Consider the following 25,160-nt stretch of genomic DNA (forward strand, 5'->3'; position numbering starts at 1 on the left):
TTGCTTCCTCTCAATTCTTTTCTTTACTTGACACAACAAGTGTTTTAACTGGCTCAAAACTAGTGCGATGAATAGGTGTAATACCGTGCTTCTCTAAACCGTCTAAATGTTTAGCAGTTCCATAGCCAGCATTTTGGGCAAAATCATAACCTGGGAATTCTTGGTTATAATTTGCCATAATCTTATCTCTCGTAACCTTAGCAACGATAGATGCCGCTGCAATGGACAGCGAGTTAGCATCTCCTTTAATGATGGATGTCTGCGAAATCGGCAAATCCAACTTCATAGCATCGATCAAAAGGTGTTCAGGTTGTGGTTCGAGTTGAGAAATAGCTTCCTTCATAGCTAGTTTTGTCGCTTCATAGATATTAACTTGGTCGATGACATGGTTGTCCATAATCCCAACGCCAATTGCTATAGCATTATCTTTGACGGCTTGGAAAATCTCCTCGTGTTTTTTCTTAGGAATTTTTTTGCTGTCATTTAAGCCTTTTATTTTACAATTTTGAGGTAAAATCACTGCAGCAGCTACAACTGGCCCAGCTAGCGGTCCACGTCCAACTTCATCTACACCAGCAATGAAGCGAATGCCTTGATTGTAAAGCTCTTTTTCATAAGATAACATGCCTTCTAAGCGAAGATTTTCATCCATATCAGCTTGGATGTTTTTTTTACGCTTCTGAATTTCTTTTTGTACACCAGCTCGTGAATCTTTTTCAAATTCCTTGAACAAGGGACTTTTAAGATCAGTTATCTTTGCTAATTTTTCTTTGATTTCTTTAATCGTACCCATTGAGATCATCCAATGTATCTAAGGTATAGTTACCAAGTTTTCCATCACGGACTTCTTTGACAAAGAGATTGTAAAAACGGTCGTAATCATCACGAAAACCAAGGATACGCGTCATATCCATGATAATTTCTGGAGCCTCATCGTCCAGATTCATTTGTTTGAAACGTTCTTGAAGTTTTTCAGGATAATGCGTTTTAAAGTAATTGAGACCGAAAATCGTTACCTCATCCATTGGAAGTAACTGATCCTTGATGGCTCCCGTAAGTGCAAGTTTAAGGGCGACCGTTTCATCCTCAAATTTTGGCCAGAGAATCCCTGGAGTATCCAAAATTTCTAAATCTTTATTGGTTTTAAGCCATTGTTGACCTTTTGTCACACCAGGCTTGTTTCCAACTACAGCAATTTTCTTACCAGCTAAACGGTTCATCAGAGTCGATTTACCAGCATTTGGAATCCCGATAATCATGGTACGCAAGGTCTCAATTTGAATTCCACGTTCTTTTTGACGAGAAATCTTATCTGCCATGAGTTTTTTAGCAGCATCAGTTACTACTTTTACTGTTATTTGTTCCTTAGAGTTGATAGCAAGTGTCTGAATACCTTGTGATTCAAAGTGCTGACGCCACTTTTTTGTCAATGTTGGGTCTGCAAGGTCTGCCTTGTTTAGAATCAATAGCCTTGGTTTGTCCCCGATGATTTTAGTCAGCATCGGATTTTGACTAGACAAGGGCAAACGTGCATCTACTAAAACTGTTACAAAATCAACAAATTTTAAATTTTCCTGGACCTGACGACGTGCTTTGGACATGTGGCCAGGAAACCATTGAATAGTTGCCATTTTATTTCCTTTTCTTCATACAAACTTATTTCATAAAATATAGAAAATATAGATGATTACTGACTATTTTACCATATTTTGGCTATTTTTGCAGATGAATTATGTCTTTAAAAAAGGGAAATCCCCCTTTACCAAGAGGAAAAGAGGGATTTCATTCTTATTGATGAACAGCTTGCGCTGCTGTAATTAGAGTTAGTTTGTAAACATCGTCAGAGTTACATCCACGTGAAAGGTCATTTACTGGTTTGTTAAGACCTTGCAAAACTGGTCCAACTGCAGCAAATCCACCTAGACGTTCTGCCATCTTGTAACCAATGTTACCTGCTTCAATACCAGGGAAGATGAAGACATTAGCTTGTCCAGCTACATTGCTTTCAGGAGCTTTAAGAGCTGCAGTTTCTGGAACAAAGGCTGCATCAAATTGCAACTCACCATCGATTTCAAGGTCAGGACGCAAGTCGTGAGCAATTTTAGTAGCTTCAACAACCTTATCAACACTTTCGCCAAAACCTGAACCTTTAGTTGAATAGCTAAGCATAGCAATCTTAGGTTCAATACCAAACATTTTAGCAGTGATAGCAGAGTTAATAGCAATTTCAGCTAGAGCATCAGCATCGGGGTTGATGTTGATCGCACAGTCACCAAACAAGTAACGCTCAGTGCCACGAACCATGAGGAAGGCACCTGATGTACGGCTAACATTTGGACGAGTTTTAATGATTTGAAGAGCTGGACGAACAGTTGAAGCTGTTGAGTGAATCGCACCTGAAACCATACCGTCTACTAAGCCCATATAAACTAACATCACACCAAAGTAGTTCACATCATTGATAAGTACTTCTCTCGCTTCTTCTTCTGTCATTTTTCCTTTACGACGTTCAACAAGAGACGCTACCATTTCTTCGAATTGTTGGTAATGTTCTGGATTGATGACTTCGTAACCTTCTGTAATTCCTTCGATTTCAAGATAGATTTTAATCTTGTCAGGGTTTCCTAGGAGTACAGGGATAACTTCTGTTTCTTTAACCAAACGCTTGGTAGCTTGAAGGATACGTGGTTCTTCACCTTCAGGTAGAACGATGCGAGCATTTTTACCAACTAGGTTGGCTTTCAAACTTTCAAAAACTTCCATGAGTTTTGACTCCTTTTAAGATAAATTATTATTTGATAACTGTGTAATAAGTGTGTTGAAATCATCCGGCAGTGGGCATTCTAGCTCTAACTGCTCTTCTAAGAAAGGATGATAGAACGATAAGTAATGGCAATGTAGTGCCTGGCGTTGGATGCCATGTTCTAAGCTTCCCCCATAAAGATCATCTCCAAGTAATGGAAATCCAATATGCGAGAAATGAACACGAATCTGATGGGTTCTCCCGGTGTGGAGACGAATATCGACTAGATGAATATCCCCATAAGATGCCACGATTTGATAGGAGGTATGGGCAAATTTTCCTCCCTTTGCTACTCGTCGAGTGATGATAGAATCTTCATCTCGGGCTATCGGAGCGATGATTTCTCCCTGAGGTTCCAGATGACCATCTCCCTTGACTAAGGCGTAATAACGCTTTTCAATAGCTTTTTTTTGCAACTGTTTATCTAATCTGGCATGCGCATAGCCGTGTTTAGCAAAAAGCATCAATCCAGAGGTATCTCTATCAAGCCGAGTCACAATATGGACTTGTTGATTCTCATAATTTTGGTTTACATAGTAGCCCTTAATAAAGTTGGCAATGGTATTAGAATGATTGACGCTAGGTATTGACGCAACCCCAAAGGGTTTGTTGATAATCAAGAAATGATCATCTTCAAATAGAATATCTAGAGGATAATCAATTGCTTCAAGTGTCTCGAATCCTTCCTCTGGCGGAATATCAATGACGACTTCATCTCCGATATCTAAGAGATAGGTTGCATTCTGCGGATGCCCGTTTACTCGAATATCACCACCTCGAAACTTAATCTTGGCAAGTAACCCTTTTGAAACTTCATGTTTTTTCAGAAAGGTTTTGACCTTGACATGTTCGTCGGCAATAAACTGAAACCTCATTCGTCCACCTCACCAATAAAGGCATCTTTGACACGATTCCAAAAACTTGTGTGGCTTGGCGTGGCTACAAAATGAATCTTGTGGTGATCAATCTGATACTCTATTTTCTCAATATTTCGGAAAGAATAAATACTATTATCGATTGAGATTGTGTGATAGTCATTTCGAGTCGGTATCAATTCAATCTTGTCTTTTTTAGGAACAATAATTGATGAACCAAGTGTGCGGTAGATTCGGTTGTTCAAACTAGCAATTTCAGCCAATTGCAAGGCTTCTATGGTCGGGTGCAGTACTGCTCCACCAAGTGATTTATTATAAGCAGTACTTCCAGTCGGCGTTGAAACTGTTAGGCCGTCACCACGAAAGCGTTCGAAGGGAACATGGTTAATAATGACATCAGCAACCATAGTTCGATCCGCTCGACGAATGCTAGCTTCATTTAGTGCTCGAAAGGACTTGACTTCACCATTTTCGAGAAATATTTTGACACTTAAGAGTGGATAAGAAACACGAGCTCCAGTATCCAACTGTAAATTTGTGACCAATTGGTCCAACTCAAAATCCCGATAGTCTGTATAAAAACCTAAATGTCCAGTGTGCACTCCAATAAACCGAACCTTATCCAGTTGATTTTCATACTTGTGAAAGGCAGACAGTAACATGCCATCTCCACCAATAGAGACAACAATATCTGGATTTTTATCATTAAGGATAAAATTATTCTTTTTGAGGCGTTCTTTTAACTCGAATAGAACTTTCTGACTCTGAGGTTTACGGTTGGCAATTAGGTCAATTCGTTTACCTGTATTCTTCATCGGTATCGTCACTGTTTCCTACCCCGTCATTTAACTTTCTGTGCAAAGGATCAAAGAGCGCTTGTGCTTCCTGGATATCAGCACGTATTTTACTCATTTCTTCGTCTAACTGATGTGAAATTCTGGCTGTAATCTCAAGTCTTTCCTTGATTTCTTCAGGGAAGTCTCCCTGATATTTATAGTTGAGGGAATGTTCGATTGTAGCCCAAAAATTCATAGCCAAGGTACGAATTTGAATTTCAACAAGAATCGTTTTCGCACCAGAAATGGTATCAACCGTGTACTCAATAATCACATGGTAAGAACGATAACCTGACGCCTTACGATGTGTGATATAATCACGTTCTTGAACAACTCTCATATCCTGTCTTTTGCGAAGGATTGAAACAACCTCCTTCACATCATCTACAAATTGGACCATGACACGTAAACCTGCAATATCTTGCAAATCTTGTTCAAGTGTGTCGTAGCCAATTCCCCGACGTGCCATTTTTTCTTTGATACTTTCAATCGGTTTCACCCGACCTGTGACAAACTCAATGGGAGAATGGCGGTTTTGTTTTCTATATTGTTTTCGAATTCCTCGGAGTTTTATTTTTAGCTCTCCGACAGCTTGAATGTAAGGATCTAAAAATTCTTCCCATTCTGTAATCATATAACTATTACATCCAATTCTTTAAGCAGTTTCATTCATCTAGTTTTTGATTTTCTCATGAAAATCATATACAATAAATACAATGCTTATTATACCATAAATCGCTTTCAAATATAAAGAAAAGGTTGAAAAAATGAAACATTTAGAAATTGAAATGAAAACACTTCTCAGTGAAGAAGAATATGATCGATTGCTAGCTCAATTTTCACAAGTCACTCCTGTTACACAAAGAAATTACTACCTAGATACGCCTGATTTTTATCTTCGCCAACATAAAATCGCTATGCGTATTCGTACCTTCGATACCAGCGCTGAATTGACCATTAAAATCCCTCAAAAAGTTGGAAATATGGAATACAACCAAGCGCTTACTCTAGAGGAAGCTAACGATTGTCTTGAAGAATGTAAACTCCCTCAGGGAATGATTATGGAAGAACTGAAAAATCGAGGGCTCTCACCAAATGGTTGGGGAGTTTTAGGTTGTTTAACAACCGTTCGTTACGAAAAAGAAACAGCTATTGGACTTATGGCTCTTGACCAAAGCCACTACTTCGATATTGTTGATTATGAACTTGAACTGGAAGTAGAAAACGGCGTCCAAGGAAACCTTGATTTTCAAGAGTTTTTACGAGCAAATGAAATCCAATATAAGAAGGCTCCTTCAAAATTAGTACGATTTATAGAAAATATAAAAAAATACTGAAATAATCTTCTTTTTTTGATAAAATAGAAGGGATAAAAAATAATTGAGTCTGCGAAAGAAAACACTTTCTTTTGAATTTGTTTTCTTTCGCTGATTCCCATAGTTTATAGAGGACGGTTTATCAATGTCAGATACAAAAAATATGAAGCTTTTTTCACTTTCATCTAATCATGAAATTGCTCAAAAGATTGCTGATGCTGCAGGTGTTCCACTTGGGAAATTATCTTCTCGTCAATTCTCTGATGGCGAAATCCAAGTTAACATTGAAGAAAGTGTACGTGGTTATGATGTTTACATCATTCAGTCTACTTCTTATCCCGTTAGCAATCATTTAATGGAGCTTTTAATCACAGTCGATGCTTGTGTTCGAGCTAGTGCAAATACAATAAATGTTGTCATGCCTTATTTTGGTTATGCACGTCAAGACCGTATTGCTTCTTCTCGCGAGCCTCTTACAGCTAAACTTGTTGCCAATATGTTGGTAAAAGCTGGAGTTAGTCGTGTGTTAACTCTTGATCTTCATGCTGTTCAGGTTCAAGGTTTCTTTGATATTCCTGTAGATAACCTCTATACAATTCCACTATTTGCAAAACACTACTGCGATAAAGGTTTGACTGGTTCAGATGTGGTTGTTGTTAGTCCTAAAAACTCTGGTGTAAAACGGGCTCGTAGTCTTGCAGAATACCTAGATGCACCAATTGCTATCATCGACTATGCTCAAGATGATTCTGAACGTAGCCAAGGTTACATTATCGGTGATGTTGAAGATAAGAAGGCGATCTTGATTGATGATATTCTTAACACCGGTCGCACTTTCTCTGAGGCTGCTAGAATTCTAGAACGTGATGGTGCAACAGAAATTTACGCAGTGTCAAGTCATGGTCTTTTCGTTAACGGTGCTGCGGAGTTGTTGGATGCTGCTAATATCAAGGAAATTCTGGTTACAGATTCTGTATCGACAGAAAGTAAAAAACCTCAAAACGTTCAATACATCACTGCAAGCGAATTGATTGGCGATGCAATGGTTCGTATTCACGAAAGAAAACCAGTTAGTCCACTATTTAAATTTAAATAGAAATTAGGTGAGTTTTTGATTTATTTAGATAATGCTGCTACGACACCCATGTCATCTGCAGCTATATCAGCAATGACTCAAGTCATGCAAGAAACTTATGGCAACCCTTCTAGTATTCATGGACATGGGCGTCAAGCAGGCAAATGTTTGCGTGAAGCACGTCAAGAATTAGCAGGGTTACTAGGTACAAAGCCCCAACACATTTTCTTTACTTCTGGTGGGACTGAGAGCAATAATACAGCTATTATTGGTTACTGTCTCCGTCATCAAAATCGTGGAAAACATATTATCACTACTGCTATCGAGCATCATGCAGTTCTTGAACCAATCGAATATCTGGTGGAAAATTTCGGATTTGAAGTAACTATTTTAAAACCTGAAAATCAAGAAATCACGGCTGACCAAGTAAAAAATGCACTGCGTGAAGATACCATTCTAGTTTCAACTATGTATGTCAACAATGAAACAGGCACTCTATTACCAATAGCTGAGATTGGTGAAGTTCTAAGAGAACATCCAGCAGCTTATCATGTAGATGCTGTCCAGGCAGTTGGAAAATTGGAGATTTTGCCAGAACAATTGGGAATTGACTTTCTCAGTGCTTCCGCCCATAAATTCCACGGTCCAAAGGGCATCGGTTTCCTATACGCTACTTCTACAGATTTTGATTCTTACCTACATGGTGGAGATCAGGAACAGAAAAAAAGAGCAGGGACAGAAAATCTTCCTGCAATTATAGGGATGGTTGCAGCACTTAAAGATGATCTTGAACATTTAGAAAGCAACTTTGAAAAAGTTCAAAAGTTACAGGAAACATTTTTAACTGAATTGAATGGGACAGCCTATTATTTGAATCAAGGTCAGAAAAATCTTCCTTATGTCCTCAATATCGGATTCCCAGGACAACGAAATGACCTGCTACTCCTTCGCTTGGATCTTGAAGGTATTTCTATTTCAACAGGATCCGCTTGTACAGCTGGTATTGTTCAGGTCAGTCATGTTCTTCAAGCCTGCTACGGAGAGGATTCTCCTCGCTTACATGAATCTGTTCGCGTCAGCATTTCACCTCAAAATACAGAACAAGAAATGATCACTCTCGCCAAAACTTTAAAAAAAATAATCGGAGGTTAACTCAATGGCATTTGAACAAACGATTAAACTAAAAAATTGTCGTCATGATTATACACTAAGTCCAACTGTTAAGAAATTTACTCTTAAAGATAACACTTTTTTCGAAACTAAAGTTGGTAACTATGAATTAACACGCCTTCTTGAAAAAATTCCAAACAGTGGAGAAGGCTTTCAACTTAAGATTATTATCAATAAAGACTTGACAGGTGCAAAAATCAATATCACTGATAAATTTGGCTTACGTCTAGTTGATATCTTCAAATCAGAAGAAACTCATATTCATCAAGAAAAATTCTACTTCTTGATGGACAGTCTTGTGGAACGTGGTGTCTTTACTAAAAGCGAAAAATAGAAAGTAATTATGTATCAATTAAATTATAAAGATAGCTATCAAGTAGACCGTGTACTAGAATATGAAGACTACGATGCTCTCATGCTATCCCTATCAGGTTGCGTGACTCTTCCAGATACGACTCTTATCACTTCCTTAACACACAATGGAGTTGAAATCTATCAAGGACTTCTAGGCAACCTCTATCGCTTTTTAATAACCTATCACGAAAATAACTAAACTAAGATTTTTCTTAGTTTTTTTTCGTTATTGTTGCAATTTTCACAAGCTTTCTATAAAATAGTAGATAGAAAGGTTGTGATTTTGTGAAAGAAAAACAGTCTGCTATTCCTAAAGCAACAGCAAAGAGACTTTCTCTCTATTACCGTATTTTTAAAAGATTTAATGCTGAAAAAATTGAAAGAGCTAATTCAAAACAAATCGCAGAAGCCATTGGTATTGATTCTGCAACAGTTCGTCGTGACTTCTCCTACTTTGGGGAACTTGGTCGACGTGGATTTGGCTATGATGTCAAAAAGCTCATGACTTTTTTTGCTGATCTTTTAAATGATAATTCTATTACCAATGTCATGCTTGTAGGTATTGGAAATATGGGGCACGCCCTTCTCCACTATCGCTTTCATGAGCGCAATAAAATGAAAATCATCATGGCTTTTGACCTAGATGATCATCCAGAAGTCGGCACTCGAACTCCTGATGGTGTTCCAATCTATGGTATCTCCCAGATTAAGGAAAAAATTAAAGATGGTGATGTGAAAACAGCCATTCTGACTGTCCCTAGTGTTAAATCACAAGAAGTTGCTGATCTTCTGGTCGATGCTGGTATCAAAGGTATTCTCAGTTTTTCGCCTGTTCACCTACATCTTCCTAAAGACGTAGTTGTTCAGTATGTCGATCTTACAAGCGAACTTCAAACCCTCCTCTATTTCATGCGTAAAGAGGATTAGAAAGCGAAATTATTTATGAAGAAACCAGTTATTGGGATTACAGGAAATGAAAAAGCTCATCCAGATGATGAACTTATGATGAGTTATGCTGCAAAAGGCTTTATAGAAGGTGTTAAAGAAGCCGGAGGAATTCCCATTATCCTACCAATTGTTGATGAAGAAATGGCTGGTTACTACATTAGCCTAATTGATAAACTCATACTAACAGGTGGGCAAAATGTTGACCCAAAATTCTATGGTGAACCTAAAGCAATCGATAGCGATGACTTCCATCTTCAAAGAGATATTTTTGAACTTGCACTTATCAAAGCGGCCATCAAACAAAAGAAACCTATTTTCTCTGTCTGTCGTGGAACTCAACTCTTTAATGTAGCTATGGGGGGATCTCTCTATCAAGAGATTGAGAATCATTGGCAAGATACTTCTGCTGAGTATACAACTCAGAGACTGGTTACTGAACCGGATACGATTCTCCGAGAAATATATGGGCAAATCTCTCATATCAACTCTTTCCACCATCAAAGCATTAAAGAATTAGCTCCGAATCTAAAGGTTGTAGCTCATGATCCTAAAGATGGTATTATCGAGGCTGTTACAACTACAGACGGCTTCCCTTATCTTGGTGTTCAATGGCATCCAGAATTTCTTTTTGAAAATCGTCCTAAGGATAAAGAACTCTTTAACTATGTTGTGAATAAATTGTAAAACCTGTATCATATACAGGTTTTTTTATATCAGATCCGTCTTCTCACGATAACTGAAATAATCAGAATGTGAGACGATTAGATGGTCCAATAGAACCAACCCCATTAAGTCACAGGCTTCTTTTACAAGCTTCGTAACTTGATCATCATTTCTACTTGGCATGACAGCACCAGATGGATGATTATGGACCAGAATCACGGAGGTTGCCATATGCTTCAAAGCATAGTGGAGAATTTCCCGTGGTTCAGCAATACTTCTAGTAGCTGACCCGATAAAAATCGTCTGCTGATGAATAATTTGATTTTGAGTATTCAGATAGAGTGCCACCAGGTGCTCTTGTTTTTTATCCCCTAGTTCATCTTGCATTTTTTTAGCCAACTTTCGACTACTGAGAATACTCTCCATCTCTACCGTTTCTCGTTTATGAATCCGGTAGCCTAGTTCAATCATGGCTTGCAGTTCGATAGCTTTAACTCGTCCAATACCAGATAAAGTCTGCAATTCCTGTAGACTCATTCCTTTTAAGTCCGTTAAGCATGTCATCTGATTTAAGACCTTCTGTGCTATTTCAAAAACATTGGCCTGTTTTGTGCCTGTCCTTAGTAATATTGCCAGTAATTCTTGGTTGCTGAGTGCTTCTACTCCTTCTCTGACTAGTCTCTCTCTTGGTAAAAGTGAATCTTCTTGAAATGAAATACTATACATAAAAATCCTCCTCACTTTATTATTCGTGAGAAGGATGGTAAACAGGATAAATTTTATTTATTTTTAAATATTTTCAAGAGCAAGACGTAAATCTTCAATCAAATCATCGACATTTTCAAGACCGATTGATAGACGGATTTGATTTTTAGCAACTCCTGCTGCTTCCAGATCAGAGTCAGACAATTGAGCATGGGTTGTAGTTGCCGGATGAACGACCAATGATTTGGCATCTGCTACGTTTGCAAGGTTTGAAAAGATTTCTAAGCTATCAATCACCTTACGAGCTTCTGCTTCTCCACCTTTAACATGGAAGGTAAAGATGGAACCAACACCTTTTGGTAAATATTTCTCCGCCAAGGCATGGTAAGGGCTATCAGCTAATTTTGGATAATTAACTTTTTCAACTTTTGGATGGTTCACAAGGAAATCAACAATTTTCTCAGCGTTTTGCACATGGCGTTCAACACGGAGAGATAGTGTTTCAAGACCTTGCAAGAGCAAGAATGAGTTAAATGGTGAAAGGGCAGCTCCCATATCGCGAAGCAATTGAACACGAGCAGCAACGATGAAGGCTGCAGCACCTACATCTCGAGTATAGCTCAAATTATGGTAGCTTGGATCTTCATTGACGAATTGAGGGAATTTCCCTGAGGCAGCCCAGTCAAATTTACCGCTATCTACGATCACACCACCTATTGTTGTACCGTGTCCTCCGATAAACTTGGTTGCCGAGTGAACTGAGATATCTACACCGTGTGAAAAGATATTAATGAGATATGGTGTTGCAAAAGTATTATCAGAAACTAAAGGAATTTGGTGTTTGTGAGCAATTTCAGCAATTTTTTCGATATCAGGAATGTTGATAACTGGATTACCCAAAGTTTCAATCAAAACAAGTTTGGTATTATCTTTAATCGCTGCCTCTACTTCTTCTAGATTATCAATATCAACAAAAGTTGTGGTGATTCCATATCGAGGAAGGGTTTCTTTCAAAAGGTTAAAGGTCCCACCGTAGATAGTTGAAGCTGCAACAACATGATCACCTGCATGAGCAAGTCCAAGAATAGTATAAGTAAGAGCTGCCATCCCAGAAGCTGTGGCAAGTGCACCTACTCCGCCTTCTAGTGCTGCAATACGCTCTTCAAAGGCTGATGTAGTAGGATTTGTGATACGAGTATAGATATTACCAGCCTTCTGAAGTGCAAAGAGTTCTGCACCTTCTTGTGTATCTTCAAATACAAAGGATGTTGTTTGATAAATAGGGACAGCACGAGACTTGGTAGTAGCATCTACCACTTGTCCTGCATGCAATTGTAGGGTTTCGAATTTAAATTCACGAGTCATCATCAGACCTCCAAAGATTTCATTAGATTAATTGTATCATCTATAGCAGTCAGTTACAAATACAACTTTGTTATATATTGGCATAAGCAATAGCTATGGCTATTATTAAAATTGTAGAACTTTTTTCAGATAGTTTAAAAAGTTTGTTTTCATTTCTCCTATACTTTATAATGGATAAAAAGGAGAAGACTATGTCAGAAATTACACATGAAATTGATTCAAACTTTGCTAGTCGTTTAAATATTTTACGTGCTGGTGTGCTTGGAGCAAATGACGGGATCATTTCCATCGCAGGAGTTGTTATCGGGGTTGCCAGTGCAACCACTAATATCTGGATAATCTTTCTTTCAGGTTTGGCTGCCATCTTAGCGGGTGCCTTCTCTATGGCTGGAGGTGAATATGTTTCAGTTTCTACTCAAAAAGACACTGAGGAAGCCGCTGTAGCTCGTGAACAATTACTTTTGGATAAGGATATCGAGGCTGCAAAGAAATCTCTCTATGCTGCTTATCTTCAAAATTGTGAGTGTGAAACTTCAGCACAACTATTAGTCAATAAAGCCTTTCTAAAAAATCCACTTAAAGCCTTAGTTGAGGAAAAATACGGAATCGAGTATGAAGAGTTTACCAATCCTTGGCATGCTGCAGCATCTAGCTTCATTGCTTTTATTCTTGGTAGTTTACCACCAATGCTTTCCATTACCATCTTTCCAAGCGAATTCAGAATTCCTGCAACTGTCTTTATCGTAGCAATTTCTCTATTGATTACAGGTTACACCAGTGCTAAACTCGGAAAAGCCCCAACCAAAACAGCTATGATTCGTAACCTTTGTATCGGTCTTTTGACCATGGGAGTGACCTATCTATTGGGTCAGTTGTTTAGTATTTAATACTCATCGAAAATCAAATTCAAACCACGTCAGCTTCACCTTGCCGTACTCAAGTACAGCCTGCGGCTAGCTTCCTAGTTTACTCTTTGATTTTCATTGAGTATAAGAAAAAAAATGATGCTGGGCAAAAACTAGCTTTAAAATAAAACTACACAGTGATTTCAGTCTTGAATTCCATCAAGAAGAAAGAAATACTGTGTGGTTTTTGAATAATAGATATTTTAGAGGCTAGTTTCTGGACCAATTTTGTGAGATTCATAGTCATGAAGGTGAATCCTATCTCTGTTTAGACGGCCTGTTTGTCACTAACACGAACTCTTCGAAAGCAAAAAACAATCTATGCTCTACCATTTTAAGGGGTCATTTGAATGATTTTAGGTCCAGATAACACTTGAAGAGCATAAGCTAACAGTGCATCTTCATATGCATAGTTGGATGAAATCTAGCACAACCAGTATGAGAGTTTTCCTATAGAAACATTTGACTTGGGATACTGTCAACAAATAGACTAGACATTCATTAGTTGTTAGAATATCACAGAACAGAATTACTTCCAAACTTAACTGATTTATGTTATAACTTGTAAAATATTATCCACTTAAGGACGCGATTGTCAAGTTAAGATGCTAAGATTAAGAATTAACTTTTTTTATCTGAACATACATATAAAACACAATCACTTACTTTTTTCTTTAAAAGATTCATATATTTTTTTATATAACTCTTTTATATCTTTTTTCTGAGAATTCAACTCTTCTTTACCATAGTCAAAATTTGCTAATACAAATCCCTCGTCAGCATTAGAGAAAGTAAAAAATTCTATTTCAATGAGTTTGTTATGCTTAGAGTCCTCTATAGTGTCTCCTAAATTATTATTAAATTGCTTCACTTCTTCTTCACGAACTCCGAACCCAAAAGCAGCACCATTTGCAATAATGTTTGAAAATACTTCTTCTGAAGATGCTACTTCTTTTACAGTTATGAAGTATGTAGCTTCTTCCGTTTCTACTTGTTTCACTTTATTCCATTTTTCTGTATCACTAGCAGAAACCGTAAAAACGGTTAACTCCATCGCTGGTTTATTGGTATTTTCTTTTTTGGTCATTTGTTTTCCAAAAAAGAAGAAGGCAAGTAACCCAGCTACAAAGATCAAAGCAATATAAATTATCTTTTTCATACATTATCCCCTATATCTTTCATATCAATGATCACATCAACTTTGTTATAGACAGCTGGATCATGCGTCGCTATTATAACATATTTGTCTTCATCTCTTTCATTTAATAATAAACGAATGATTTCTTTTCCAATCTCACCATCTAAAGCTCCTGTGGGTTCATCTGCTAAGATAATTTTACGTGGTTTCATTAACATTCTGGCAATAGCTACACGTTGAGCCTGCCCTCCAGACAATTCATATATTTTTTGATGTAAATAGTCGCTCGACAGTCCTACTTTTTCAAGTGTATCAGTTATTATTTTTTTGTCTTTAGTAATAAGTTTCAAATTATCATATACTGTTTTGTTTTCGATTAAAGAATAATTCTGAAATACATATCCAACAGTATTTTTAAAGAAAGTTCTTTCTTTTATCTTCCAAATATCCTGTTTATCAACTAAAACGTTCCCACTATCAATTTTTTCTAATCTTCCTATAATATTAAGAAGAGTACTTTTACCAGAGCCAGAACCTCCAATCAATGCATAGCTTTTTCCAGATTCAAATGTTAAATTTAAGTCTGTAAAGATCTTTTTTGAGCCAAAACTTTTTGAAACGTTCAAAAGGTCAATTGTCATGTTTCATCTCCTTTTAAAATTTTAGTATAGCTTTCAGATAATTTTCTAAAACTCATGATTATTGACAACATCAAAACGAGTAGAGAAGCAAGACCAATATATAGCAGCTCTATTTGCCCTGTCATAAGAAATGTAAATAGGATAACCAGTGTAATTGTCATCATAAAATACTTGAGACTTGAAATTGCTATATATGTTTTTGACAGACCCAAAATGATTTTTTTCACATATTCATTCTGTTTTAGGGCAATATAAAGTTGGACATATTGATAAATGAGTATAAAGACAATACTGTAAATTATCTTCTGCAAGATTTGTGACAGTAGAATTTGGTGCTCTAAGGACTGGATCTTTAATTTGACAATTTGGTAAACATCTACTGGATTCATTGAAACATTCAACTGGGTAGCCATCTCATTTATTTTCTTTACCGCCTCAGGACTAAAAAGAGACTTACTTGTTATATTACTAGCCAAAGAAAAATTGTTGTTTTCGATCATTTTGTCTGTATCTAACACAACAACAATGTTATCTTTGCTATCTGCTACACTTGGCAGCGGTAAAAGCTCTTTCATTTTATAATTATCATCAGCATCCTCATTGAAATAAAAAATTCTTTCACCATCAGGAATTATTTGTACTGCAAGCTCTTCTTTTGTATAGTGTGTTCCAATAAATTGTTCTGCTACAACTGTATTCTCAATGGATTTCTGGTTTTCTTTCCATTTCTCAGGAATATAAATGGTTGCTATCTTATTATCTAAAAGATGATAGTTTGTTCCATTCACTTTATTTTCTAGGTTAGCACCTGTTTGATTGATATAAATCAACTCTTTATTTATTTCTGGATTCGTTATTCCGTCATTTTCTAATTGTTTAGAAAAGTCTTCGAAAGCATGAGACATTTTCATAAAATCTGGAACATAGGCCGAGGATCGTTCTATATATAAATAATCTAAGTTTTTTAAGGAAGCAGCTATCTGTAGATACTGACCATCCGAATCGCTTACTTCTCCATTTTTAGCAGAGTTATTTTCAATTCCAAGGAACTCAATCCTTCTCCAGTCTTTTACTGTGTCCCATGGTACTAAATTCTGTATCTGTATGTTAATACTGGATTGGCTACTCTTTGTTTCTTGTAAAAAAATTCCTGATACAAGGATGATAATCGAAATAATGGCAAGCCATACGACAAAAATAAGCTTGTTTTTCGCCTTGTTTTTGATAATTTCAATGGGCTTTTCAATCTGAATCGTCAACCAAAATAAAACAAAGGTGATGAGATCAATGATTTGAAATAGTATAAAATTCGTTAAAAGCAGAGAGAAAAATAACTTAGAACTATAAGTGAAGAAACCATTTCCCAAAAAAGAACTGTAAGAAATCATCAATAAAGCCATCATAATCAGTTCAAAAATAAGAGAAATGACATACTCTCTTCTAAGGTCGTATACAGGCAATCCCAAAGACCGTCGTATCACTCCTTCTTTGATCTGCCTCGTCCTAACAACAAATAAAACAACTAATAAAGTTAAGTAAATTGACCCCATTAAAAGTATTCTTAAAGTTCCAGTGAATTGTAATATTCCTCCTATATACCAAGGATAAGCCATATAGACTGTTTGCAGTCCTGTCATCGTAAGTGGTTTCAAACTGTCTATATTTATTTTTCCAAGGGTGTAATACATCCCTATTATTGGTGCTGACTTTAATTGTTCATTATTTACATCATCGACATTTACATACTTCAACTGACCAGAACTCTGAACGACCGGCTTGTAAATGGTAACATTTTCCGTTTTTGATAGGTCACGAATCATTTCGTAAATTTCGTTATTTGAAAGATTGCTTTTCCCTTGAATAGAAAAAGCACCATCAATTGGTAAAGGTATGGGAGTTTCGGTATCGCTAATAGTGACCAGACCAATTGCAGCGATCAAACAAAAGAAGAATCCAATGATACATAATTTTAATTTCATAAGCAATTACCATATTACAAAAGACCCTATTTTATAATTGGGTCTCTTGTTTTCATAAATTATTTTTAAAATCTATAATAATCCCATTATGCATTTAATCGAACATCGCTCCAAGATTTTCTTGCACCTGAATATGCCCATCCATAATCTTTTTTATCCTGAGCTTTAACTGTTCCCCAAAAATTCGTTACTGAAGATTTTGAACCAATATTAGCTGGAGACTTAACAAAGTAATTCGAATAACCATAGCTATCACTTACACCATACTCCCATACATCCATAATCGGATATGGAGCAGGATGTGCTGTAGTTGCACTAACAACACTAGCTGCAATAGCAAAGCTAAAACTGAAAACACTTGCAGCTAGAAAAACATTGAACACATTTCGGTGTAAGTGCTTACATTTTTTATTTTAGTATTTTTTTTGAGGCTTGTCAAGTGTTTTTAAATATAATTTTTTGGAAAATAGGGATATCTATAAAGTAAGAATTTGCAAAACAAACTCATATCCCCCATGTTCTTCAGTAAATGAATATGGTTATGGTACAATTAAAAATGAGTATTCAATCGTAATTATTTCTATATTAAGATCCTTAAAATACACCTTATACCTCTTTCTTATTGAAATAAGATATTGTCTTTAACAGAAAATGTAACTAACAAATTGTGTTTAGGTAAAAGAAAACCCCTTGATACTACAAGGGATTAATTCTTTAATGATCGATATAATGATTTACCAAAACCAACCTTCGTCATCTTTGATTGGTTCAGCTTCTTTGATTTTGCGTGGTCCTGTTCCGTACATTTCTGCTTCGATATCTTCCTTGGTGGGTAAGATATAGGCTAGGATGAAATAGATGATGATACCAAGTCCGAAGTTTGCGATTGTAAAGATAGCAAAAATGAAGCGCACAAGAGTAACATCAAGATCCCATTTATCAGAGAGTCCAGCAAGTACTCCTGATATCATACGATTTCGTCTCATTTTATAAAATTTTTTATTCATTGTTTGTACCTCTTTCGGTATTCTTGAAATAAGTATAACATGAACTAAAACAGCCTGCATCAGTCCTTAGGCGGATTTTGCAAAATGAGTTTGCCACGACAGAGACCACAACGATAACGTTTGGTATCAATTCGTCGCTTTCGTTGATAGGTTTGGTGACAAGTCTGACAAGTATAGACTAGAACTGGTGTTTGACTGACACTTAATAAGGGAGGAACAAAGCGGAGTCCATCCACTTCTTTTAACAGTTCCTTAAAGGCTACATCTTTATGTTTATACCCCTTGCCCTCATAGTATAGATGATAATGACAGAGTTCGTGACGGACAATTTTCCGAAAAACCTCTAAACCAAGTTCTTGATAGACTTTTGGATTAAAATCCAAATGCCCATCCTGTGGAAAGAATCGCCCACCTGTCGACCGTAAGCGAGTATTCCATTGAGCTTGGTGTTTGAAAGGTTTTCCAAAGTCTTCTAAAGAGACTTGTTTAACGTAATCAGTTAGATTCATCTGGAGCAAGGAGCGACAGATTTACTTTTTCGCGTTGGACATCAATCTTCTTCACCCAAACGGTTACCAAATCACCAACTGAAACGACTTGACTCGGATGCTTGATGAATTTCTTGCTCATATGAGAGATATGAATCAGGCCATCCTCGTGAATACCAATATCAACAAAGGCACCGAAGTCAACGACGTTACGAACAACGCCTTCAAGCTTCTGGCCAACTTTCAAGTCTTTGATATCCAAGACATCCTGCCGAAGGACTGGAGCATCAAAAGAATCACGGAAATCACGCCCTGGTTTGAGAAGGTCTGAAATAATATCTTTAAGTGTTTCTTGACCGAGGTCTAGCTCTTGTGCCATTTCCTTAATTGAAATAGATTTGAGTTTGACTTGAGCTTCTTCATTGAGGTCTTTAATATCCAAACGTTTGAAGAGTTCTTTTACAGCAGCATAGTTTTCTGGGTGAACACCTGTATTATCAAGGATATTGTTACTTTCAGGGATACGGAGGAAGCCTGCAGCCTGTTCAAACGCTTTAGCACCTAAACGAGGAACTTTCTTGATTTGGGCGCGTGAAGTGATTTTACCTTCTTCTTCACGATACTTAACGATATTTTCAGAAATGGTTTTGTTAAGACCAGCTACGTGTGAAAGTAAGGCTGGACTAGCCGTATTGATATTAACACCGACTTGGTTCACTACTGTATCCACAACAAAGTCAAGACTTTCAGACAGTTTCTTTTGACTAACATCGTGCTGATATTGACCGACACCGATGGATTTTGGATCAATTTTAACCAATTCAGCAAGGGGGTCTTGCAAGCGACGGGCAATAGAAATAGCAGAACGTTTTTCAACGGTTAAGTCAGGAAACTCTTGTCGAGCAAGTTCACTAGCGGAGTATACGGAAGCTCCACTCTCATTGACAATAACATAGCTAACCTCAGGGAAATCTTTAAGTACTTCAGCGACGAAGGCTTCGCTCTCACGACTAGCGGTACCATTTCCGATAGCAATGATTTCAACACCATATTGGCCAATCAAATCCGCCAAATCTCTCTTTGCTCCTTCGATCTGACGAGCTGAAGCTGGTTTGACAGGATAAATAACTTGTGTTGTCAGCATCTTACCAGTCGCATCTACAACCGCAAGCTTGGCACCTGTACGAAAAGCAGGGTCAAAACCAAGGACCACGCGCCCTTTAAGAGGTGCAACAAGGAGAAGATTGCGGAGGTTTTCTGAAAAGAGTTGAATTGCTCCTTCTTCTGCCTTTTCTGTTAGTTCAGTACGAATACGACGCTCAATAGCTGGTAATACTTTTTTCTTAACAGATTGCTGAATAACTTCGTCAATATAAGCATTCTTAACCTTGAAACGTGCAGCAAAGAAAGATAGAATACGATCAGTCGCATGCTCAAAGCCAATCTTCAAAATGCCTAGCTTCTCACCACGATTAAGGGCAAGCGTACGGTAGCCTTGCATGTTTGCAACTGTCTCTGAAAAATCATAATAAATCTGAAAGACTTGTTTTTCATCAAGACTCTCATCTTTGACTTGAGAAGTAATCTTAGAGCGTCTAATAACCTCTTGATAGGTCATTGAACGTAAAGTAACATCCTCAGAAAGAGCTTCAACCAAGATATCTACTGCCCCAGTTAAAGTTTCTTGTGGAGTCATGAAACCTTCACAGACAAATGCTTCTGCTTCTTTTTCCAGGTCAGAAACATTTTGTAAGATTAAACGAGCAAGAGGAAAGAGTCCAGCTTCACGCGCAATGGTTGCCTTGGTCCGACGTTTCTCTTTATAAGGAAGATAGAGTTCTTCTACGTCTGCAAGTTTTTCAGCTGATAGAATAGCTTCTTCCAATTCCTTGGTTAGCTTGCCTTGCTCTTTGATTTTTGCTAAGACGGCTTCCTTACGATCATTTAGAGCGGTTAAACTCTTATCTAGGTCGATAATAGCTTTAATGGCTACCTCATCTAGACTTCCGGTCATATCTTTACGATAACGGGCGATAAAGGGGATAGTTGCTCCTTCTGCTGTCAAAGACAAAACAGTATCAATCTGCTTTAAAGTTACACCCAAATCTTGGGAAATTTTTTCATATTTTTTATCCATGAAACTATTATACCATAAGCGCGAAAGCTTGTTTTCATTAATTTGTTGCTTTATTTCAACTTTATAAAGATAAAAGCCATGTTTATTTTAAAATCCAAACATTTCTCAAAAATAATAGTATAATAGTCTTAACTAAAAGAATCGAGGTATGCCTTATGGCTGTTAAATTTACAAAAACTGATGACTTAGATAAAATGTTTGAAGAATTCGCCAAGCTTCCTGACTTGAAGCAAGTGACATTCCCAGATGACAAAGAAAAGAAAGATAAGGCAGAAAAGAAAAAATAGATGACACTCTTTCAAAGTTTACCTTCTAGTGTGTTACAAGCTGGAGCTATTTTTCTTTCAATTATCATTGAAGCTTTACCCTTTGTCTTAATTGGTAGCATCATCTCTGGTGCCATTGAAGTCTATGTCACACCTGAGAAGGTTTATAAATTTCTCCCTAAAAATCGCTTGGGGAGAATCTTTTTTGGTAGCTTCATCGGTTTTCTCTTTCCCTCTTGTGAGTGTGGAATCGTTCCTATCATCAATCGCTTTTTAGAAAAGAAGGTTCCAAGCTATACGGCTGTTCCGTTTTTGGTCACTGCTCCTATCATTAATCCCATCGTACTTTTTGCTACTTATTCAGCCTTTGGTAATTCAATTCAAATGGTTTTCCTAAGAGCTTTGGGCGCGATGCTAGTTGCTACTATATTGGGTATCTTTCTTGGATTTTTCTGGGAGGGACCTATCCAAAAGGAAAATAGATTGGCTTGTCATGAGCATGATTTTTCTCACTTGAGTAAAAGTCAAAAACTGCTTCAGGTCTTTATCCAAGCTATTGATGAATTCTTTGATATGGGGCGTTACTTGGTCTTTGGCTGTCTTTTTGCAAGTATAGTCCAGGTCTATGTACCAACTCGGGTTCTGACATCTATCAGCGCAACACCACTACTTGCGATTGTTCTTCTGATGGTCTTATCTTTCCTACTATCCCTCTGTAGTGAAGCGGATGCCTTTATCGGCTCTTCTCTTCTATCAAGTTTTGGTCTCGCTCCTGTTTTAGCCTTTCTGGTTATAGGTCCCATGCTTGATGTCAAGAACCTACTCATGATGAAGAATTATCTCAAATCTCGCTTTATATGGCAGTTCATGACAATTGTAACTCTTGTTGTTCTTGTCTATTCTTATCTAGTCGGAGTGATGTTATGATTCGATTTCTTATTTTATTCGGCTATTTTATCTTAAGCCTTTATCTGCACCTATCAGGTAAGCTCAATCAGTATATAAACCTCCACTACTCATATCTGGCTTATATCACTACGTTTTTATCTTTGTTACTAGCCATTGTTCAAGCCTATATTTGCTTCAAGCGTTTGAAAGAACATAGTCACTTACATAGTTTTTCAGCTAAGCTTGCTAGTTTTGTCCTCTTAAGTTTACCCTTGTTAGTTGGATTTACATTTCCGACTGTCACTCTGGATTCACAAACAGTATCGGCAAAAGGTTATTATTTCCCTTTGTCGGAAGGAACTGACAAGGCAATCCAAGCAAGTGAAGGAACGAGCAGTCAGTATCTTAAGCCGGATACCAGCCGCTTTTATTCACAAACAGCTCATCAAAATATTATTCGAAAGAGTGCTGATAAATACTTAGCTCAATCTAGTATAGTTATCAATGATGAAAATTACCTGGAGGTCATGGAAGATATCTATGATTATCCAAATGAATTTGAAGGCAAGGAAATCGAGTTTATTGGCTTTATCTACAACGATCCAAATCATACCAATAGTCAATTTGTTTTTCGTTTTGGTATTATGCACTGTATCGCTGATTCAGGAGTATTTGGCCTCTTGACCACAGGAAACACCAATCAGTATGAAAATAACACCTGGGTCAGAGTCAAAGGTAGGATCAGAAATCACTATCACAAGGAGCTCAATCAAATCCTCCCAACCCTTGAAGTCCAATCTTTCATTAAAGTAGACAAACCAGAGAATCCTTATGTTTATAAAGAATTTTAAAAAAGTAGCCTGAGTGGGCTACTTTTTCTTGTTTAGTAAGGTTGAATGTTTGGCATATTCAAAATATTAGTTTTCTGCATTACAGAATTCTAATATTGTCTGTTTATCTATTTTTATTTATTGAATTTAAACACTCAAGCTTAATTTTTTCCATTAGTTCTAAATGAATGTTCAGAAATCCATTTGGTGTAGCTAGATAACCTTTCATCTGTTAAGGAATCTACTGCGATAGTTACACACATATCGACCGCTTCTTCAACTGTTACAGAAAGACGATAACCATTTAACTGTAGAAATTTCACCAAAACGAAGAAAGCAGTTCGTTTATTAGCGTTGGCAAAAACATGCTTCTTGATCAATTGGACAAATAGTATCGTTGCCTTATCAAAAATTGTTGGATAAAGAGGTTTACCGAAGACAAATTGTTCTGGTAAATTAACAATCATATTTAAGGCAGATGAACTCACTGTCTGAATTTTTTCATTAGGTGAATAACGTTGAATTGCTAAAGCATTGATCTTCTCGATTTGCCTTTCTGTCAGATAGACTGTCATTTTTCCACCAAAGCTTTGAAAACATCATCGTATTCGTCAAAAATTTTGTCCAAATTTAAGTCAAAGGCATCATCAGATACATAAGAAATCTGATGTCCAGACTCTTCGGGAGTAAAGATAATTTCACCACTTGGTAACAATTTCGCTTCGTATTTTACACCACTTGGAATATTGAATTCACTTGGAATGGTAATGGTGATTGAATTTCCTTGTTTTCTTGTTTTTACTACCATCTGATTTCCTCCTTTGAAGTATTATAACAAATAATTACCGTAATTACAATGACAGAATATCAGCCAAAATACTCCTGCATGAGAGATTTCTTCAAACAACTCATCCGAATAAACCGAATAAGCATTTGTATCGGGCGCTTGGTGGTCGTCCATTGCTTGGCCACATCTACAAGTCCATTTCCCCATATTTAACCTCAGTCACGATTTAATTCTTCAAGGAAAAATTGATTGAGAGCTTTCCACTCTTTCTTTTCCTCTGTAACACTTTTGACGTAGTTATCCAGCTCTTGGATATTTTTGATGATAAAGTCCTGAATTGGCTCTATCGGCTCAATTTCCATACCTTCAGGTTCCTTTACCTTTATATCAAGCAATCTAGACACATGCTCTTTCATTTAATTAGGAAGCAATTCTTTCACTAAATCATCAAACAAAATCGGTGGAACAGAGTGATGTTTTACAATCCAACGACAAGCTAAAATGGGACGAAGTACATAGAAATACTTTTTAGGTTTGACCTTATCTCCTGAAAGATACTTATTCATTTGAGTTCTAGCAGTATTCAAGTAATGGTGGAGCATCTTTTTCTCTGAAAAATACTGACTGACAAGCGGACGGATGCGGTTAATAAAGCTTTCGTCTTGCTGGTAAATGATTGGCGACTGTAACCACTCAAAGAGGGTTGGATTTGACTTATAAAGCAACTTTAAAGCCTTGTGCAAATCCCAACCACTCACATCCCATGTATCGTCAATTGGTAGTTCGATGACATCTCGATGATCGTTCAAGCTTAGATAAAAATCTTGCTTGTGCTTGTATACAAAACGCACATCAAAATCACTATCCGGAGACTCAAAGCCCCAAGCGCGACTACCAGACTCAATTGCCCACAAAACAGTAACATCATAATCACGCTCAATTTCTGCAAGTTTTTCAGGTACCAGAACATTCATTTCCTCTTGTGTTTGCATGGTGGTTCTCTTTCTTATTAACTTCTTATACCCCATTTTATCAGAATCCTAGGACATTATCAAAAATTATTATAGTATCTACAGAAAAAAGCCTACGATAGGCTTTTTCTCATCTAACAATATCTTTATACATGTCTGGTCTTCTATCTCTAAATAGACCCCAGTTCAGGCGCTCATTTGCTCCTTTGTCAAGGTCATAAGTAGTTAAGAGGATAGCTTCACTTTGTCGTTGAGCTTGACTTAAAATAGCTCCTGTTTCATCCGTCATAAAGGAGGAACCGTAGAAGTTAAGACTGGAGCTTTGTCCCCCATTTTCTTCACAAGGAGTGACTTCTTCCAAGCCATAACGATTGGCTGCAATGACTGGAACAATATTTGCTGCCGCATGCCCTTGCATGGTACGTTGCCAATGACCACAACTATCTGTATCCAAAATAGGCTCTGAACCAATGGCTGTTGGATAAAAGAGTAATTCTGCACCATTTAACGCAAGGCAACGGGCTGTTTCAGGGAACCACTGGTCCCAACAGATGCCGATACCGATCTTAGCATAGCGAGTGTCCCAGACCTTGAATCCAGTATTTCCAGGAGTAAAGAAGAATTTCTCCTGATAATAATGATCGTCTGGTATATGAGTTTTGCGATAAACTCCTAATACTTCTCCATCTGCATCAATGACAGCAATCGAATTGTATAAGACATTCCCGTCTTTTTCATAGAAACTGATTGGTAAAACGACCTTTAGCTCCTTGGCAATTACTTTAAAATGCTGAATGGCCGTATTCTCTGTCACCGACTGGGCATACTGGTAGTAGTCATACTGACGCTCCTGACAGAAATAGGGACGTTCAAATAATTCTGGTAAAAGAATGATCTGGGCTCCTTGCTCAGCAGCTTGTCGAACTAAACGTTCAGCTGCTTGGATATTGGTTTCCACATTCTTAGCGCATTGCATCTGAATAGCTGCAACCGTTACATTTCTCATCTTTTTC

29 protein-coding genes and 3 pseudogenes are annotated in these 25,160 nt (G+C 37.2%); 11 read left to right on the forward strand and 21 right to left on the reverse strand.

Features of this window, described 5'->3' with window-relative positions; translation table 11 throughout:
* Positions 1-10: 10 nt before the first annotated feature.
* The 6 genes from rnhB to yjbM all read right to left on the reverse strand — a co-directional run bounded on the left by rnhB (position 11) and on the right by yjbM (position 5,148).
* The gene (gene rnhB, locus NGI26_RS03760) at positions 11-793 is read right to left on the reverse strand and encodes a ribonuclease HII (RefSeq protein WP_251936179.1); all 783 of its coding nucleotides are present in this window, start codon (positions 791-793) and stop codon (positions 11-13) included.
* The gene (gene ylqF, locus NGI26_RS03765; RefSeq protein WP_251936182.1) at positions 780-1,631 is read right to left on the reverse strand and encodes a ribosome biogenesis GTPase YlqF; all 852 of its coding nucleotides are present in this window, start codon (positions 1,629-1,631) and stop codon (positions 780-782) included. The genes rnhB and ylqF overlap by 14 nt, the downstream gene beginning before the upstream one ends.
* A gap of 157 nt (positions 1,632-1,788) precedes the next feature.
* Complete coding sequence (gene pta / locus NGI26_RS03770; protein WP_251936185.1) at positions 1,789-2,763, reverse strand: phosphate acetyltransferase; 975 nt, start codon at positions 2,761-2,763, stop codon at positions 1,789-1,791.
* Positions 2,764-2,778: 15 nt separating this feature from the next.
* Positions 2,779-3,678 (reverse strand): RluA family pseudouridine synthase, encoded by a 900-nt coding sequence (locus NGI26_RS03775; RefSeq protein ID WP_251936188.1) that lies wholly within the window; start codon positions 3,676-3,678, stop codon positions 2,779-2,781.
* Positions 3,675-4,493, reverse strand: a complete 819-nt coding sequence (locus NGI26_RS03780) for an NAD kinase (protein ID WP_251936190.1) — start codon at positions 4,491-4,493, stop codon at positions 3,675-3,677. Before NGI26_RS03780 ends, NGI26_RS03775 begins: the two co-directional genes overlap by 4 nt.
* Entirely contained in the window at positions 4,477-5,148 is a 672-nt protein-coding gene (yjbM, locus tag NGI26_RS03785) for a GTP diphosphokinase (protein WP_251936193.1), read from the reverse strand. The genes NGI26_RS03780 and yjbM overlap by 17 nt, the downstream gene beginning before the upstream one ends.
* Positions 5,149-5,281: 133 nt before the next feature.
* Here yjbM and NGI26_RS03790 point away from each other — a divergent pair, with 133 nt between their 5' ends.
* The 7 genes from NGI26_RS03790 to NGI26_RS03820 all read left to right on the forward strand — a co-directional run bounded on the left by NGI26_RS03790 (position 5,282) and on the right by NGI26_RS03820 (position 10,061).
* A complete protein-coding gene (locus NGI26_RS03790) occupies positions 5,282-5,851 on the forward strand; it encodes a CYTH domain-containing protein (protein WP_251936196.1) in 570 nt (189 codons plus the stop codon).
* A 124-nt stretch (positions 5,852-5,975) separates the two neighbouring features.
* The gene (locus NGI26_RS03795) at positions 5,976-6,926 is read left to right on the forward strand and encodes a ribose-phosphate diphosphokinase (protein ID WP_251936199.1); all 951 of its coding nucleotides are present in this window, start codon (positions 5,976-5,978) and stop codon (positions 6,924-6,926) included.
* Between the two features lie 15 nt (positions 6,927-6,941).
* Positions 6,942-8,057: a cysteine desulfurase family protein gene (locus NGI26_RS03800; protein WP_251936202.1), complete on the forward strand. Its 1,116-nt coding sequence runs from the start codon at positions 6,942-6,944 to the stop codon at positions 8,055-8,057.
* 4 nt (positions 8,058-8,061) lie between these two features.
* Entirely contained in the window at positions 8,062-8,409 is a 348-nt protein-coding gene (locus NGI26_RS03805) for a DUF1831 domain-containing protein (RefSeq protein ID WP_251936205.1), read from the forward strand.
* Positions 8,410-8,418: 9 nt separating this feature from the next.
* On the forward strand, positions 8,419-8,628 hold the full coding sequence (locus tag NGI26_RS03810) for a DUF4649 family protein (RefSeq protein ID WP_251936208.1): 210 nt from the start codon (positions 8,419-8,421) through the stop codon (positions 8,626-8,628).
* A gap of 86 nt (positions 8,629-8,714) precedes the next feature.
* On the forward strand, positions 8,715-9,356 hold the full coding sequence (locus NGI26_RS03815; RefSeq protein WP_251936211.1) for a redox-sensing transcriptional repressor Rex: 642 nt from the start codon (positions 8,715-8,717) through the stop codon (positions 9,354-9,356).
* A gap of 15 nt (positions 9,357-9,371) precedes the next feature.
* Positions 9,372-10,061, forward strand: coding sequence for a gamma-glutamyl-gamma-aminobutyrate hydrolase family protein (locus NGI26_RS03820; protein WP_251936214.1), 690 nt, complete (start codon positions 9,372-9,374; stop codon positions 10,059-10,061).
* Between the two features lie 24 nt (positions 10,062-10,085).
* Here the strand turns inward: NGI26_RS03820 and radC are convergent, their stop codons facing one another.
* Both radC and NGI26_RS03830 read right to left on the reverse strand, forming a co-directional pair.
* Positions 10,086-10,766 carry a RadC family protein gene (radC, locus tag NGI26_RS03825; protein ID WP_251936217.1) on the reverse strand — a complete coding sequence of 227 codons (681 nt, stop codon included), beginning with the start codon at positions 10,764-10,766 and terminating at the stop codon, positions 10,086-10,088.
* Positions 10,767-10,829: 63 nt separating this feature from the next.
* Positions 10,830-12,110, reverse strand: a complete 1,281-nt coding sequence (locus NGI26_RS03830; RefSeq protein ID WP_251936220.1) for an O-acetylhomoserine aminocarboxypropyltransferase/cysteine synthase family protein — start codon at positions 12,108-12,110, stop codon at positions 10,830-10,832.
* A 191-nt stretch (positions 12,111-12,301) separates the two neighbouring features.
* Here NGI26_RS03830 and NGI26_RS03835 point away from each other — a divergent pair, with 191 nt between their 5' ends.
* Positions 12,302-12,997 carry a VIT1/CCC1 transporter family protein gene (locus NGI26_RS03835; RefSeq protein ID WP_251936222.1) on the forward strand — a complete coding sequence of 232 codons (696 nt, stop codon included), beginning with the start codon at positions 12,302-12,304 and terminating at the stop codon, positions 12,995-12,997.
* Between the two features lie 148 nt (positions 12,998-13,145).
* Here NGI26_RS03835 and NGI26_RS03840 read toward each other — a convergent pair.
* The 8 genes and pseudogenes from NGI26_RS03840 to NGI26_RS03875 form a co-directional block, all read right to left on the reverse strand.
* Positions 13,146-13,331 (reverse strand): annotated as a pseudogene (locus NGI26_RS03840) (IS5/IS1182 family transposase); the annotation flags it as partial.
* Positions 13,332-13,673: 342 nt separating this feature from the next.
* Positions 13,674-14,174, reverse strand: a complete 501-nt coding sequence (locus NGI26_RS03845; RefSeq protein WP_251936227.1) for a hypothetical protein — start codon at positions 14,172-14,174, stop codon at positions 13,674-13,676.
* The gene (locus NGI26_RS03850) at positions 14,171-14,794 is read right to left on the reverse strand and encodes an ATP-binding cassette domain-containing protein (protein ID WP_251936230.1); all 624 of its coding nucleotides are present in this window, start codon (positions 14,792-14,794) and stop codon (positions 14,171-14,173) included. Before NGI26_RS03850 ends, NGI26_RS03845 begins: the two co-directional genes overlap by 4 nt.
* A complete protein-coding gene (locus NGI26_RS03855; protein WP_251936233.1) occupies positions 14,791-16,773 on the reverse strand; it encodes a bacteriocin-associated integral membrane family protein in 1,983 nt (660 codons plus the stop codon). Before NGI26_RS03855 ends, NGI26_RS03850 begins: the two co-directional genes overlap by 4 nt.
* Before the next feature lie 86 nt (positions 16,774-16,859).
* Entirely contained in the window at positions 16,860-17,156 is a 297-nt protein-coding gene (locus NGI26_RS03860) for a hypothetical protein (protein ID WP_353505216.1), read from the reverse strand.
* Between the two features lie 351 nt (positions 17,157-17,507).
* On the reverse strand, positions 17,508-17,780 hold the full coding sequence (locus NGI26_RS03865) for a PspC domain-containing protein (RefSeq protein ID WP_251936240.1): 273 nt from the start codon (positions 17,778-17,780) through the stop codon (positions 17,508-17,510).
* A 59-nt stretch (positions 17,781-17,839) separates the two neighbouring features.
* Positions 17,840-18,289: a SprT family protein gene (locus tag NGI26_RS03870; protein ID WP_251936243.1), complete on the reverse strand. Its 450-nt coding sequence runs from the start codon at positions 18,287-18,289 to the stop codon at positions 17,840-17,842.
* Entirely contained in the window at positions 18,276-20,405 is a 2,130-nt protein-coding gene (locus tag NGI26_RS03875) for a Tex family protein (protein WP_251936246.1), read from the reverse strand. Before NGI26_RS03875 ends, NGI26_RS03870 begins: the two co-directional genes overlap by 14 nt.
* A 155-nt stretch (positions 20,406-20,560) precedes the next feature.
* On the opposite strand from NGI26_RS03875, the gene NGI26_RS03880 reads away from it, so the two are divergent.
* The 3 genes from NGI26_RS03880 to NGI26_RS03890 are packed head-to-tail and all read left to right on the forward strand — an operon-like array spanning position 20,561 to position 22,410.
* Positions 20,561-20,692 (forward strand): SPJ_0845 family protein, encoded by a 132-nt coding sequence (locus tag NGI26_RS03880; protein WP_000268695.1) that lies wholly within the window; start codon positions 20,561-20,563, stop codon positions 20,690-20,692.
* Positions 20,693-21,598 carry a permease gene (locus NGI26_RS03885; RefSeq protein ID WP_251936250.1) on the forward strand — a complete coding sequence of 302 codons (906 nt, stop codon included), beginning with the start codon at positions 20,693-20,695 and terminating at the stop codon, positions 21,596-21,598.
* Positions 21,595-22,410 carry a TIGR03943 family putative permease subunit gene (locus tag NGI26_RS03890; RefSeq protein ID WP_251936253.1) on the forward strand — a complete coding sequence of 272 codons (816 nt, stop codon included), beginning with the start codon at positions 21,595-21,597 and terminating at the stop codon, positions 22,408-22,410. The genes NGI26_RS03885 and NGI26_RS03890 overlap by 4 nt, the downstream gene beginning before the upstream one ends.
* A 140-nt stretch (positions 22,411-22,550) precedes the next feature.
* Here the strand turns inward: NGI26_RS03890 and NGI26_RS03895 are convergent, their stop codons facing one another.
* From NGI26_RS03895 to aguB, 5 genes and pseudogenes are all read right to left on the reverse strand, one after another.
* On the reverse strand, positions 22,551-22,964 hold the full coding sequence (locus NGI26_RS03895) for a type II toxin-antitoxin system death-on-curing family toxin (protein ID WP_251936255.1): 414 nt from the start codon (positions 22,962-22,964) through the stop codon (positions 22,551-22,553).
* Positions 22,961-23,197, reverse strand: coding sequence for an AbrB/MazE/SpoVT family DNA-binding domain-containing protein (locus tag NGI26_RS03900; protein ID WP_000260607.1), 237 nt, complete (start codon positions 23,195-23,197; stop codon positions 22,961-22,963). The genes NGI26_RS03895 and NGI26_RS03900 overlap by 4 nt, the downstream gene beginning before the upstream one ends.
* Positions 23,198-23,281: 84 nt before the next feature.
* Positions 23,282-23,383: pseudogene (locus NGI26_RS09305) on the reverse strand (DUF8617 domain-containing protein); the annotation flags it as partial.
* Between the two features lie 8 nt (positions 23,384-23,391).
* Positions 23,392-24,168 (reverse strand): annotated as a pseudogene (locus NGI26_RS03905) (nucleotidyltransferase domain-containing protein).
* Positions 24,169-24,277: 109 nt separating this feature from the next.
* Entirely contained in the window at positions 24,278-25,153 is an 876-nt protein-coding gene (gene aguB, locus NGI26_RS03910; RefSeq protein WP_251936258.1) for an N-carbamoylputrescine amidase, read from the reverse strand.
* Positions 25,154-25,160: the final 7 nt, after the last annotated feature.

Origin of the sequence: Streptococcus sp. Marseille-Q0941 (assembly GCF_943736975.1) — a bacterium.
GTDB lineage: Bacteria > Bacillota > Bacilli > Lactobacillales > Streptococcaceae > Streptococcus.